The 13,721-nt window shown below is 62.2% G+C and carries 11 protein-coding genes; 5 read left to right on the top strand and 6 right to left on the bottom strand.

What is annotated here, in order from left to right:
- The first annotated feature begins 31 nt into the window (after positions 1–31).
- Complete coding sequence (locus tag H4I92_RS10185; protein ID WP_077530483.1) at positions 32–691, top strand: hypothetical protein; 660 nt, start codon at positions 32–34, stop codon at positions 689–691.
- On the opposite strand, the gene H4I92_RS10180 is transcribed toward H4I92_RS10185, so the two are convergent.
- Positions 688–1,311: a YigZ family protein gene (locus H4I92_RS10180; protein ID WP_077531730.1), complete on the bottom strand. Its 624-nt coding sequence runs from the start codon at positions 1,309–1,311 to the stop codon at positions 688–690. The genes H4I92_RS10185 and H4I92_RS10180 overlap by 4 nt on opposite strands.
- 48 nt (positions 1,312–1,359) lie before the next feature.
- Here H4I92_RS10180 and H4I92_RS10175 point away from each other — a divergent pair, with 48 nt between their 5' ends.
- A complete protein-coding gene (locus H4I92_RS10175; protein ID WP_077530482.1) occupies positions 1,360–2,427 on the top strand; it encodes an AI-2E family transporter in 1,068 nt (355 codons plus the stop codon).
- On the opposite strand, the gene H4I92_RS10170 is transcribed toward H4I92_RS10175, so the two are convergent.
- From H4I92_RS10170 to tkt, 5 genes are all read right to left on the bottom strand, one after another.
- On the bottom strand, positions 2,406–4,193 hold the full coding sequence (locus tag H4I92_RS10170; protein ID WP_179105684.1) for a sensor domain-containing diguanylate cyclase: 1,788 nt from the start codon (positions 4,191–4,193) through the stop codon (positions 2,406–2,408). The two genes, H4I92_RS10175 and H4I92_RS10170, sit on opposite strands and share 22 nt — an antisense overlap.
- A gap of 99 nt (positions 4,194–4,292) precedes the next feature.
- Positions 4,293–5,357: a class II fructose-bisphosphate aldolase gene (gene fba, locus H4I92_RS10165; RefSeq protein ID WP_077530480.1), complete on the bottom strand. Its 1,065-nt coding sequence runs from the start codon at positions 5,355–5,357 to the stop codon at positions 4,293–4,295.
- A 37-nt stretch (positions 5,358–5,394) separates the two neighbouring features.
- Complete coding sequence (locus H4I92_RS10160) at positions 5,395–6,555, bottom strand: phosphoglycerate kinase (protein WP_077530479.1); 1,161 nt, start codon at positions 6,553–6,555, stop codon at positions 5,395–5,397.
- A gap of 238 nt (positions 6,556–6,793) precedes the next feature.
- A complete protein-coding gene (locus H4I92_RS10155) occupies positions 6,794–7,807 on the bottom strand; it encodes a type I glyceraldehyde-3-phosphate dehydrogenase (protein ID WP_077530478.1) in 1,014 nt (337 codons plus the stop codon).
- 14 nt (positions 7,808–7,821) lie between these two features.
- Positions 7,822–9,828: a transketolase gene (tkt, locus tag H4I92_RS10150; RefSeq protein WP_077530477.1), complete on the bottom strand. Its 2,007-nt coding sequence runs from the start codon at positions 9,826–9,828 to the stop codon at positions 7,822–7,824.
- Positions 9,829–10,009: 181 nt separating this feature from the next.
- On the opposite strand from tkt, the gene H4I92_RS10145 reads away from it, so the two are divergent.
- The 3 genes from H4I92_RS10145 (at position 10,010) to ahcY (ending at position 13,705) form a co-directional block, all read left to right on the top strand.
- Positions 10,010–11,002 carry a metalloregulator ArsR/SmtB family transcription factor gene (locus tag H4I92_RS10145; protein ID WP_077530476.1) on the top strand — a complete coding sequence of 331 codons (993 nt, stop codon included), beginning with the start codon at positions 10,010–10,012 and terminating at the stop codon, positions 11,000–11,002.
- A 54-nt stretch (positions 11,003–11,056) separates the two neighbouring features.
- Complete coding sequence (gene metK, locus H4I92_RS10140; RefSeq protein WP_077530475.1) at positions 11,057–12,244, top strand: methionine adenosyltransferase; 1,188 nt, start codon at positions 11,057–11,059, stop codon at positions 12,242–12,244.
- Positions 12,245–12,322: 78 nt separating this feature from the next.
- On the top strand, positions 12,323–13,705 hold the full coding sequence (gene ahcY, locus H4I92_RS10135) for an adenosylhomocysteinase (RefSeq protein WP_077530474.1): 1,383 nt from the start codon (positions 12,323–12,325) through the stop codon (positions 13,703–13,705).
- Positions 13,706–13,721 lie beyond the last annotated feature (16 nt).

Genomic DNA, 13,721 nt, shown 5'->3' with positions numbered 1-13,721 from the left:
CACCTGCAGTCCGACCTGATCCGGAGGTTCCATGGGCCTTTCACAACGCCTGCTGATGACAGCCACTGTACTGGCGGCGGCAGCCACAGCTCCACCCCTTGGTGCCCAGCAACAACCGGACTGGCAGGCCCTGGACCGGGTCATGGCGGAAGGGCTGGACAGCGCACAGACATGGCGCCAGCGCTGGAGCCTGTTCTTTGCCGGTTCCGCTGCGTTCAGTGCCCTGTCCAGTGCCAGCGCCGACACGGACGCGGATGAGTACGACGGGCGTGTGCGCGCGATCACCTCAACACTCGGTCTGTTGGATACCATCATCAAGGCGCCGCCCCACCTGGCGGCCTACCGGGAACACCATGCCATTGATCGCGAGGCTCCCGGCGCGCTGGAGGACGCCCGCCGCAACGCCAGGGCGCTGGCCCGGGCGGAACAGAGCCGCACGGGGTGGCGCGGACGTCTGGGGTCGCTGATCGTCAATGGCGGCGCCTATCACGCCATTGCCGAGGAGGATGGCCGCCATGATGACGCGCTGCAGGTGGCTCTCACCGGGATGCTGGTCAATGAAATCAAGCTCTGGACCTTCCCCCGGACCATGGGCGAATCCAGTGTGATCGGTATCGGGCAGGCGGCGGTAGAGGTGGAAACAGATGTCTACCTCACGGCACAGGGTATCGGTGCCCAGCTTCGTTTCTAGGTTCCTGCCGTGACTTCCAGGCCTCGCGCGGCGGCCCATGAGCTGATGGTATCCCACGCAGCGGCCGGCACCGAGACCCGCACCGAAACACCCTGCCCGTACTCAATGGACTCCAGCTCACCCCCCAGCCGTTCCAGCTCCAGCCGCAGGGGCTGTTCGTCCGCAAATCCGGCCTCAAGCTGAAGGCTCACACGGGGCTCGCGCTGGTCGAGCGCCAGCGACGAGAGCACAGCCTCGGCGGCTCCGGCATACGCACGCACCAGCCCGCCCGCGCCCAGCTTCACACCGCCGAAGTAGCGGATGACGACCACGGCCACATCCCCGATCCCCTTGTGCTCAATCACATTGAGAATGGGCCTGCCCGCCGTGCCGGAAGGTTCCCCATCGTCATTCATGGCGGCACTGGTGGCCCTGCCGGGCGCCCCGATTACATAGGCCCAGCAGTGGTGACGGGCCTCGGGGTGATCCTGCCGAGCCCGCTCGACCACTGCCAGCGCCTCCTCACGGCTGGCAGCCGGGGCCGCCCTGGCGATGAAGCGGCTCTTGCGGACCTGTGTTTCCACCTCCGCTTCACCGGCGGGAACCGGCCAGATAACGCCACTGGTTTGTGCATCGGTCATGGGCCGCAGTATCCTCTGCATCTGATCAATCCGGGAAGGGTCCACACCATGCAGGCACGCCTCGAACAGCGCAGTTTCCTGTTCCTTCTACTCATTGTCACCGCGCTTTTCCTGTACCTGATGCAGCCGTTTTTCGGCGCCATCTTCTGGGCCTGCGCCATCGCGATCATCTTCTTCCCGGCGCAGCGGTATTTTACACGGCTGTGGGGCGAACGGCCGAATCTCACGGCACTGGCCACGCTCGGGTTCTGCCTGACCATTGTGATCCTGCCGACACTGTTTGTGGCTGCCTCCTTTGTGTATGAAGGCGTCAACCTGTACCAGCAGATCCAGGCCGGGGAAATCGACCCACGGGCCTTCATGGACCGTATTGGCGAGACCGTCCCCTTCGTGGGCACGGCCCTGGAATCCTTCGGGGTGGATATCGAGTCCCTGCGCGAGCGCGCGGTCAACGCGGTCATGCAGGGTGGGCAGTTCTTTGCCCAGTCGGCGCTGAACATCGGGCAGAACACCGCGCGCTTCTTCATCCACTTCGGGGTAATGCTCTATCTGGCGTTCTTCCTGCTGCGCGATGGCGACTACCTGCGCGACCTTATCGGCCAGGCCGTGCCGCTGAGCCGGGAGCGCGAACAGCTGCTGCTCGGCAAGTTCGCGGAGGTCACCCGCGCCACCATCAAGGGCAACGTGGTCATCGCCGCCATCCAGGGGCTTCTCGGCGGCTTCATCTTCTGGGCCCTGTCGCTGCCGGCGGCGGTGCTGTGGGGTGTGGTCATGGGCGTTCTGTCGCTGATTCCGGCGGTGGGCGCCGGCCTCATCTGGTTACCGGCGGCCATCTACCTGTTCGCCATCGGCAACTGGATCCAGTCCATTGTGCTGGTGCTGTTCGGAACCGTGGTCATCGGGCTGATCGACAACCTGCTGCGCCCGGTTCTGGTCGGGCGCGACACCAAGCTGCCGGACTACATGGTGCTGCTCTCAACCCTGGGCGGGCTGATCCTTTTCGGAATCAACGGCTTTGTGATCGGGCCCCTGATCGCGGCCCTGTTCACCGCCTTCTGGGGCATCTTCATCCGCGACTTCAAGCATCCCGAAGATCAGAGGGCAAAAGGTCTGTAGACACAGAGCTGATCCCGCCCTGCGGACTTGGCGCGATACAATGCCCCGTCCGCCTCAGCCAGAAGCTGTTCAGGCGTGACGGCCTCGGCATCGCGCTGGATGGTGACGCCACCGCTCAGCGTCATTTGCAGTGTGACCCCGTCGTAGGACACCGACGCTGCGGCCACCTCCTGACGGATCCGCTCCAGAACGCGCATAGCCCCCTCCTCATCCGTCTCGGGCAGGATCATGGCGAATTCCTCGCCGCCATAACGGGCCGCCGTGTCCTGGGGTGAGCGCAGGTTGGCGTGGATGATCTCGCCCACCATCTTCAGCCATTCATCTCCGGTCTGATGGCCATAGGTGTCGTTGACCGGCTTGAAGTGATCGATGTCCAGCATGGCTACGGCCATGGACCGCCCACTGCGCCGCGCCCGGTCCACTTCCTGGCGCAGCTGCTCATCCAGAAAGCGGCGGTTGCGCAGCCCTGTCAGCCCATCGGTAACACTCAGCTCGTTGAGCTTCTGGTTGAGTTCCTCCAGCTCCTGGGTGCGCTCCCGGACCCGGTCTTCCAGTTCCCGGTTAAGCCGCCACGCGGTTTCCAGGGTCTCGGACTGGGCCTGATAGCGGAGCTGACGCTCAACGTTGATCCGCTGGGCCAGTGCGAACGAAAGCAGTACCACCTCGATGATGGAGCCCAGCTGGGCGGCGTGATCGGTGAAGAAATTCGATGGCAGCACTCCCCCCTTGGAAAGCGCCAGGATAGCGCCTCCGGCCAGCACGAACGACCAGGCCATGACGTAATACTTGGCGGTGGTCTGGCCCTGGGACCAGGCATAGACACCGCCTGCAAAAGCCACCATGCAACCGAGCACCACAAGGGGGATCAGCACTGAGATCAGCACAAAATAGCTCAGGAAGAACGACAGAACCGCACAGATACCGCTTGCCGCGATAACCAGCACGGCAAAGCCATTCAGCCAGGGAGACAGGCGATTCAGTTCCAGAAAGCGCCGCGCGAACAGACCGGCGAAGCCAAGAACACCGCTGATGAAGATCAGAATCGCCTGATCGTTCCACTCAGTGGCACCTGGCCACAGATACTGGAAGCCGTAACCGGTGAGCGAGGCCATCAACAGGGCAATACTGAAAACGAAACCAACGTAATACAGATAGTTGCGCTCGCCCAGGGCAAAGAACAGCAGCAGGTTGTAAACGCCGATCACCAGGAAGGCACCGAAGTAGATGCCCTGGAGGATATTGGCGGTAATGTCGTGACTGCGGAAGGTTTCGCGGTCCCAGAGGGTCACGGGAACCTGGACAGAACTGTCGGTACGGACGCGCACGTAGACATCCAGTGTTTCATGCGGTGCCCACTCAAGGGGCACCACAAAAAAGCGGTGATCCACGGGGCGCTGACTGTAGGGGTGATCATGGCCCAACTGCCAGGAGTTGCGCAGCTCGCCGTCGGCCAGCGCATAGACCCTTACATCGCCCAGAACGGGATAGCCAACAGAGAAGAACCGCTCCAGCCCCGTATTCCCACCATTGGTGAGGCTGACCCGCAGCCACCATGCGGAATCCGAGTAGCCACGGTTGAAGGTGCGGCCATCAAGCTGCCGCCAGTCGTCACGCCCGCGCACGTCCTCCAGGCCCTGACTGGCCCCCGGATCCTCCAGAAACTGGAGTTCACCCTCGAGCGGCAGCCGATAATGCTCACGGATGTCCGGGCTCCCGCTGGCGGGTACCGCCACGAGGACGAACGCCGCCAGGATGAGCAGCGCCACAATCTGGTTGGGCGGATTCCATGCACTGTAAGCATGGATAAAGCCTAAACCAGATAGTGACGCCATTCACACCCGGCTTTGTAGCATTAACGTCATCGATCAGTTGACTTTCGGGTCAAGCTCCCCGCTGTCGTAGCGGCTGACCATGTCCTCAAGCTTGATCGGGGTGATCTTGCTGGCGTTCCCCGCTGTGCCAAAAGCCTCATAGCGCTTGACGCAGACATCGTACATGCCGGCCAGCGCTTCCTTCATGAACTTGCGCGGATCAAACTCCGCCGGGTTCTGGGCCAGGAAGCGGCGCACGGAACCGGTGGCCGCCAGACGCAGGTCGGTATCAACGTTCACCTTGCGCACGCCATGGCGGATACCCTCGGCAATCTCCTCAACCGGTACGCCATAGGTCTCCGGGATCTCACCACCGTACTCGTTGATGATGTCCAGCCATTCCTGGGGGACGGAGGAGGAACCGTGCATCACCAGGTGCGTATCCGGGATGCGCGCGTGGATCTCCTTGATACGGTCGATGGCCAGGATGTCGCCCGTGGGCGGACGAGTGAACTTGTAAGCGCCATGGCTGGTGCCGATGGCGATTGCCAGGGCGTCGCAGTGGGTGTCCTTGACGAACTGCGCCGCCTCTTCCGGGTCGGTCAGCATCTGGTCATGGCTGAGCTTGCCGGAGGCGCCCACGCCGTCTTCCTCACCGGCTTCACCGGACTCCAGCGACCCCAGGCAACCCAGCTCGCCTTCCACGGACACGCCGCAGGCATGGGCCATCTCGACGGTCTTGCGGGTCACGCCCATGTTGTAGTCGTAATCCATGGGCGTCTTGCCGTCCTCGCCCAGAGAACCGTCCATCATCACGGAAGTGAACCCAAGCTGGATGGAGCGCTGGCACACCGCCGGGCTGGTGCCGTGGTCCTGGTGCACCGCAATCGGGATGTGCGGCCACTCCTCCGCGGCGCCTTCCATCAGGCGGCGCAGGAAGGGAGCCCCCGCGTACTTGCGCGCGCCGGCGGAGGCCTGGACGATCACCGGGCTCTCCGTCTTGTTCGCGGCCATCATGATGGCACGCATCTGCTCAAGGTTGTTCACGTTGAACGCTGGAACGCCATAACCGTGTTCGGCGGCATGGTCGAGCAGCTGTCGCATGGAAATCAGTGCCATGTCGGCCTCTCCTTAATGTCGGGTTGGGTAACGGCGCTCAGGCGCCGCGTTCCTCGAGTACGGCGACTGCAGGCAGTGTCTTGCCTTCCACAAACTCCAGGAAGGCGCCACCGCCGGTCGAGATGTAGGAAATCCGGTCGCTGAGATCGAATTCATCAATGGCGGATACGGTATCACCCCCGCCTGCCAGAGAAAACGCATCGCTGCTGGCGATGGCATCGCCCAGCTTACGGGTGCCATGGGAGAACGCCTCGATCTCGAACACACCCACCGGGCCGTTCCAGATGATGGTCTTCGCACCCTTGAGTTCCTGGGCCAGCGCGGCGGAAGTTTCCGGACCAATGTCCAGGATCATGTCGTCCCCTGAGACATCCTCCACCTTCTTAGTGGTCGCCTGCGCGTTCTCCGAGACCTCACTGGCCACAACAACATCCGTCGGCTGGGCGATCTCGACCTTCTCCATCAGCGCCCTGGCCTCATCCAGCATGTCATGCTCGCACAGCGACTTACCCACCGACTTGCCACTGGCCGCCAGGAAGGTATTAGTGATGCCACCGCCGACGATCAGCTTGTCCACCACCTTCGACAACTGTTCCAGCACTGTCAGCTTGGTAGAGACCTTGGAGCCACCCACAATCGCCACCACCGGCTTCTGCGGATGCTCCAGCGCCTTGGTCAGCGCATCCAGCTCCCCCGCCAGCAGCGGGCCGGCGCAGGCCTCCGGCGCAAACTTCGCCACACCATGGGTGGAGGCCTGGGCCCGGTGCGCCGTGCCGAACGCATCCATCACGAACACATCGCACAGCGCCGCGTACTTCCGGGCCAGCGCTTCATCATCCTTCTTCTCGCCCTTGTTGAAGCGCACGTTCTCACACAGGACGACCTCGCCCTCGGCGACCTCAACGCCATCCAGGTAGTCATCCAGAACCCGCACCTCCTGGCCCAACAGCTCACCCAGCCGCTTGGCCACCGGCTTGAGGGAATCCTCCTCGGAATACACTCCCTCCTCCGGGCGCCCCAGGTGCGACATGAGCATTACACGCCCACCGGCATCCCGGGCCGCGCGAATCGTCTCCAGAGACGCCCGCAAACGGGCATCCCCCGTCACCACACCCTCCTTGATGGGCACGTTCAGATCCTCCCGGATCAGAACCCGCTTGCCCTTCAGATCCATGTCGGTCATGCGTTTAATGCTCATTGGTGCGATTCCTCAAAAGCGCGATTAATGTTGAATTTTTAATACTCTACCCTGAACCCGCCGTTCCCCGGCGCAGCGGTACCAACAAAGCCGGAGTGACGGAGTGGGGGTGCCCTTTCCGGGAGGCTCGGCGGCAGGAGGCCGCCGCGCCAGCGCCCAGGGATGGGTTCACAGCGGTCCCGGAAAGGGCACCCCCAGTTCGGCACCTGCAATCACATCCCAATCTGGTCGCTGCAAACTAGAGAGAGGCCCAATACCGAGCCACATCCAGCATGCGATTCGCATACCCCCACTCATTATCAAACCAGCACAACACCTTAACCATCCGCCCCCCACTAACCCGGGTCTGCCCCGCATCCACAATCCCCGAGCGCGCGTCATGATTGAAATCCGTACTCGCCAGCAGCTCCTCCGTATACCCGATGATGCCATCCAGCGATGAAGCCGCCGTCTCCTTCAATACCGCGTTCACCGAATCCGTATCCGTCTCCGAACGCACAGCCACCGTCATATCAATCGCCGAAACATTGATGGTCGGCACCCGCACCGCCACCGAACTGAACCGCCCCGCCATCGCCGGCAGTAGCCGCTCAATCCCCCGGGCCAGCCCCGTATCCACGGGCACCATATTGTGAAAGGCGCTGCGGGTGCGGCGAAGATCCTGATGATGGTAGGCATCGATCACAGGCTGATCGTTCATGGCCGAATGGATGGTGGTGGTGGAACCCTGCTCAATGCCGTAGGCCGCATCCAGAGCCTGGATGATGGGCACGATGCAGTTGGTGGTGCAGGACGCATTGGAAACGATGCGGTCATCGGCTGCCAGGGTCTCGTGGTTCACCCCGTAGACCAGGGTCGCATCCAGATCCGGATCCCCCGGCTGGGAGAACAGCACCCGGCCGGCCCCCGCATCCAGGTGCTTCCGGCCCTGCTCCCGTGTGGCACCGAGGCCCGTGCAGTCGAGCACCAGATCAACGCCGATCTCGCCCCAGGGCAGGTTCTGTGCTTCCGGCTCCCGCACGATGCGTATGGCATCACCATCGACCACCAGACCCTCCCCATCGACCTCAACCTCACCGGCAAAGCGGCCATGGGTAGTGTCAAAACGGGTCAGGTGCGCGATGGTCTCCGGGTCGGAAAGCTCATTGATGGCGACGACCTGAAGCCGGTCGCGATAGCCATTCTCGTAGAGCGCACGCAGAAGGCACTGACCGATGCGCCCGTAACCATTGATCGCTACCCGAGCCGCCATCGGTCGTCCTCCGTTCACGCCATGTCGTCCAGCAGGGTTTCGCTGATGGCGAGCAGGTTGTCCACGGTAAAGCCGAAGGCCTCGAACAGCGGGCCTGCCGGCGCCGACTCACCAAAGGTGGTCATGCCAAGCACGCGCCCTTCCAGGCCCACGTACTTGCTCCAGTAATCGGCAATGCCGGCTTCCACCGCCACGCGGCAGGTAACCTCGGCCGGCAGCACCTTCTGGCGGTACTCGGCCGGCTGGGCATCGAAGCGGTCCGTGCTGGGCATGGACACCACCCGTACCTGGCGGCCCTGGCCGCGCAGCTGGGTGGCCGCCTCCTGGGCCAGCGCCACTTCGGAGCCGGTGGCAATCAGGATGATCTCCGGGAAGCCGTCGGAATCCGACAGGATGTAAGCACCGCGCTCGATGTCCGCGACCTGCTGCTCGTCCCGGTCCTGGTGGGCCAGCGCCTGGCGGGTGAACACCAGCGCGGTCGGACCATCGGTGCGCTCAATGGCGGCCTTCCAGGCCACGGCCGTCTCGACCGTGTCACAGGGACGCCACAGGCTCATGTTCGGGGTCTGGCGCAGGGTAGCCAGCTGCTCCACCGGTTGGTGCGTGGGGCCGTCCTCGCCCAGACCAATGGAGTCATGGGTGTAGACCAGGATATTGCGCTGCTTCATGAGCGCCGCCATGCGCGTAGCGTTACGGGCGTATTCCATGAAGATCAGGAAGGTGGCCACATAGGGGATCACGCCACCATGCAGGGCCATGCCACTGCCGATCGCGGTCATGGCGAATTCACGCACGCCGTAGTAGACGTAATTGCCGCTGGCATCGGCGGCCGTGATCGCCCGGCAATCGTCCCAGAGGGTATTGTTGGAGCCGGCCAGGTCCGCTGAACCGCCAACCAGCTCCGGAAGCACCGGCCCATAGGCGTTGAGGGTCTTCTGCGAGGCCTTGCGGGTGGCCATATTCTCACCACCCTCCTGGCACTGCCGGATGTAGTCCTGTGCCTTCTGCGCGAAATCCGACGGCAGCTCACCGGCCAGGCGACGCTTCAGTTCAGCTGCCAGCTCCGGATACGCCTTCTCATAGGCCGCGAAGCGTTCATTCCAGTCCTTTTCGGCGGCCGCCCCGGTCTCGCGGGCATCCCAGCCTTTATACAGCTCGTCCGGAACCTCGAAAGCACCATGGGTCCAGCCGAGGTTCTCACGGGTTGCTGCGATCTCGTCATCACCCAGCGGCGCGCCGTGACTGCTCTCGGAGCCCGCCTTACCGGGGGAGCCGAAGCCGATCACGGTGCGGCAGCAGATCAGCGCTGGCTGTTCGGTGTTGCCCCGTGCCTGTTCGATGGCCTGTTTCACGGCTTCCGGGTCGTGTCCGTCCACGCCCGCAATCACCTGCCAGTTGTAGGCCTCGAACCGCTTGGCCGTATCGTCGGTGAACCAGCCACTCACATCGCCGTCGATGGAGATGCCGTTGTCGTCATAGAACACCACCAGCTTGCCAAGCCCGAGAGTCCCAGCCAGAGACGCCGCCTCGTGGGAAATGCCTTCCATCAGGCAGCCATCGCCAACGATGCAGTAGGTGTGATGATCCACCACCTCATGGCCGTCACGGTTGAACTGCGCCGCCAGGTTCTTCTCCGCCAGCGCCATGCCCACCGAGTTCGCGAAGCCCTGCCCCAGGGGACCGGTGGTGGTCTCAACCCCCGGGGTGTAACCGAATTCCGGATGCCCCGGAGTCCGGGAGTGAAGCTGTCGGAACTGTTTGAGGTCCTCGATGCCCAGATCGTAGCCGGTCAGGTGCAGCAGGCTGTACTGGAGCATGGAACCATGGCCGTTGGAGAGCACGAAGCGGTCGCGATCCGGCCAGGACGGGTTAACCGGGTTGTGTTTCAGGTAATCGTTCCACAGCACCTCGGCAACGTCGGCCAGCCCCATGGGCGCGCCGGGATGACCGGATTGCGCCTTCTGCACGGCGTCCATACTGAGCGCGCGTACCGCGTTGGCAAGGTCTTTACGCGACGGCATCGGAATTGTCTCCCACTGGCTGATTGGTACGACCCGCAACGGGGCCGCTTCAAGAGGCGCGTATTTTCACCGATCGCCACCCGGTTGGGCAAATGTCAGCCGACCTTTTACTCAGCGCTATATCAATTTTTTTTGATATAGCTGTTGACCCCGGTTCAGACCCGACCGTAAAGTAGGGGCAATGAATTCAACGGCACACGTCAAATCCGCAGATACCGAAACAGCGCTGCACACGCTGGGGAGCCTCTACAAGGCCGCCGGCGACCCGCTGAGGCTCGATATCCTTCGGGTCCTGCAACGCGACACCTTCGGGGTTATGGAACTGTGCCGGCTCTTTAACATGCGCCAGTCCGGCATGAGTCACCACCTCAAGGTGCTGACCCAGGCCGGACTGCTTGAACCCCAGCGGGAAGGCAACGCCACCTTCTACCGGCGTCCGCTGCTTCGAGCCGGAGACGAACCACGCTATACCGCCGTTCGCTCCATCTTTGAGGCCGTGGACCAGATCCAGCTCACCGAGGAACTGCTGGACCGGATCCGTGCAATACGGCGTCAGCGTTCGGAACAGTCCCAGGTCTTTTTCGCGCGCTACGCCCGCCATTTCCGGGAACAGCAGGAGCTGATCGCCAATCACCAGCGCTACGCGCAACCGGTGGCGGAACTCATCCACCGGCGCTATCCCTGCGATGGCAGCGGCAATGCGCTGGAGATCGGGCCAGGTGAAGGCCCCTTCCTGCCGGTTCTTGCGAACTGCTTCGGCGAGGTGGTGGCTGTGGACAACGTTCAGGCCATGCTGGACCGCGCCGGACAGTACTGCGAACAGCAGGGCCTCACCAATGTGCGCCTGCTGAACGGGGAGTGCCCTGATGTGATTGAACGCGAGGAAACGTTCAATCTGGTGGTGGCCAACATGGTGCTGCACCACGTGGCCAGCCCCGCGAACATCTTCCGAGACAGCGCCCAGCTGCTGAAACCCGGCGGCCGAATGATCATCAGTGAACTCTGCCGGCACGAGCAGAGCTGGGTCAGGGACAACTGCGGCGACATCTGGCAGGGCTTTGAGCCGGAAGAGCTTACGGGCTGGGCAGCAGACGCCGGCCTGAGTCAGGGCGAAACCCTGTTCATTGGCCTGCGCAACGGTTTTCAGATCCAGGTCAGGGAATTTACGGGCTAGCGAACCGGCTTCCCACTATGACCTTTAATAACCTTCAAAAGGAGGAAAGCAAGCATGAGTGACTACAGTCTCTTTACATCCGAGTCGGTAACAGCCGGTCATCCCGACAAGCTGTCCGACGCCGTATCCGATGCCATTCTCGACCGCATCCTGCAGGACGACCCCTACGCGCGTGTCGCCTGCGAAACCGTGGTCAAGACCGGCATGTGCCTGATCGCCGGCGAGATCACCACCAACACCAACATCGAATTTGAAGAAGTGGCTCGTAAGGCCATCACCGACATTGGCTACAACCACTCCGACGTTGGCTTTGACGGCAACACCTGTGCCTTCATCAACGTTGTCGGCAAGCAGTCCGTCGACATCGCCCAGGGCGTTGACCGCTCCAAGCCGGAAGACCAGGGCGCTGGCGACCAGGGCCTGATGTTCGGCTACGCCTGCAACGAGACCGACGTGCTGATGCCGGCTCCGATCTGCTACGCGCACCGTATGTGTGAAAAGCAGGCCGAGCTGCTGCAGAGCAACAAGCTTGACTGGCTGCGTCCGGACGCGAAGAGTCAGGTGAGCTGCCGTTATGAAGACGGCAAGGTAACCGGCATCGACGCCGTTGTCCTTTCCACACAGCACAGCCCGGATGTTTCCCTGGAGCAGCTGCGTGAAGCGGTCATGGAAGAGATCGTGAAGGACGTGATCCCGTCCGAGCTGATCCACAACGACACCAAGTTCCACATCAACCCGACCGGCAACTTCGAAATCGGTGGCCCGGTAGGCGATGCTGGCCTGACAGGTCGTAAGATCATCGTTGACACCTACGGTGGCATGGCTCGCCACGGTGGCGGCGCCTTCTCCGGTAAGGATCCGTCCAAGGTCGACCGCTCCGCTGCCTACGCTGGCCGTTACGTAGCGAAGAACGTCGTAGCCGCTGGCCTGGCCGACAAGTGCGAGATCCAGATCTCCTACGCCATCGGCGTTGCCGAGCCGACATCGATCTCCATCAACACCTTCGGCACCGGTAAGATGGATGACCGCAAGATCGAGCAGCTGGTCCGCAAGACCTTTGACCTGCGTCCCTATGCGCTGACCAAGCAGCTGGATCTGCTGCACCCGATGTACCGCGACACAGCCGCGTACGGTCACTTCGGTCGCAAGCCGGAACAGAAGACCGTCAATGGCCAGACCTTCACGACCTTCCCCTGGGAAAAGACCGACAAGGCGGAAGAACTGAAGGCTGCCGCCAAGTAAACCTCTGCCACACAGGGCCGGCCGCCGGCTGGCCCTGTTGCACAACCGAATTACCCATATGAATCAGGAGTATTAACAATGCCTTTGGACAGTAATTTTACTGACTACAAAGTAGCCGACATCGACCTTGCCGGCTGGGGCCGCAAGGAAATCGCCATCGCCGAGAGCGAAATGCCCGCTCTGATTAAGCTGCGCGAAAAGTATCGCAACCAGCAGCCGCTGAAAGGCGCCAACGTGATGGGCTGCATTCACATGACCGTACAGACGGCCGTGCTGATCGAAACCCTGACCGCTCTGGGCGCCAACGTCCGCTGGTCCTCTTGCAACATCTTCTCTACCCAGGATCAGGCCGCTGCCGCCATCGCCGCTACCGGCGTTCCGGTATTCGCCTGGAAAGGTGAGACCGAAGAAGAGTACGAGTGGTGCATCGAGCGCACTATCGGCGCCGACGTTGACGGCTGGGAACCGAACATGATCCTGGACGACGGCGGTGACCTGACCGAGATGCTGCACGAGAAGTATCCGGAAATCCTCAAGAACTGCCACGGCATCTCCGAGGAAACCACCACGGGCGTTCACCGTCTCGAGCACATGATCGAAGAAGGCAGCCTCAAGGTGCCGGCGATCAACGTGAACGACTCGGTCACCAAGTCCAAGAACGACAACAAGTACGGCTGCCGTCACAGCCTGAACGACGCCCTCAAGCGTTCGCTCGACCACCTGATGTCCGGCAAGAAAGCCCTGGTCATCGGTTACGGCGACGTCGGCAAGGGCTCCGCCCAGTCCCTGCGTCAGGAAGGCATGATCGTGCGCATCTCCGAGATCGACCCGATCTGTGCGATGCAGGCGTGCATGGACGGCTACGAAGTGGTTTCTCCCTACAACAACGGCGAGAACACTGGCAAGGCCGACAGCATCAACAAGCAGCTGCTGCAGGACACTGACGTTCTGGTAACCACTACCGGTAACGTCGATGTCTGTGACAAGCACATGCTGGCCGCGGTCAAGTCCGGCGCCATCGTCTGCAACATCGGTCACTTCGACAACGAGATCGATACCGCGTTCATGCGCGAGAACTGGGAATGGGACGAGATCAAGCCGCAGGTTCACAAGATCTACCGTGACAAGTCCAAGGACGATCACCTCTTCCTGCTGGCCGAAGGTCGCCTGGTTAACCTGGGTAACGCCACTGGCCATCCGTCGCGGATCATGGACGGCTCCTTCGCCAACCAGGTTGCAGCACAGATGTACCTGTTCGAGCGCAAGTTCGCCGATCTTCCGGAAGACCAGAAGAAGGACAACCTCTACGTTCGCGTCCTCCCGAAGGAACTCGACGAGGAAGTTGCCCAGTACATGGTCGAAGGCTTTGGCGGCACCATTACCCGCATGACCAAGGAACAGTCCGAGTACGTCGGCGTTCCGGTTCACGGGCCGTTCAAGGCGGAAGCCTACAAGTACTGATCCCCGGATCGGTATC

The sequence above is a fragment of the Vreelandella halophila genome, assembly GCF_019903425.1.
In the GTDB taxonomy this organism is placed as follows: Bacteria; Pseudomonadota; Gammaproteobacteria; order Pseudomonadales; family Oleiphilaceae; genus Halospina; species Halospina halophila.
This window is presented reverse-complemented; position numbering and strand designations above follow the sequence as displayed.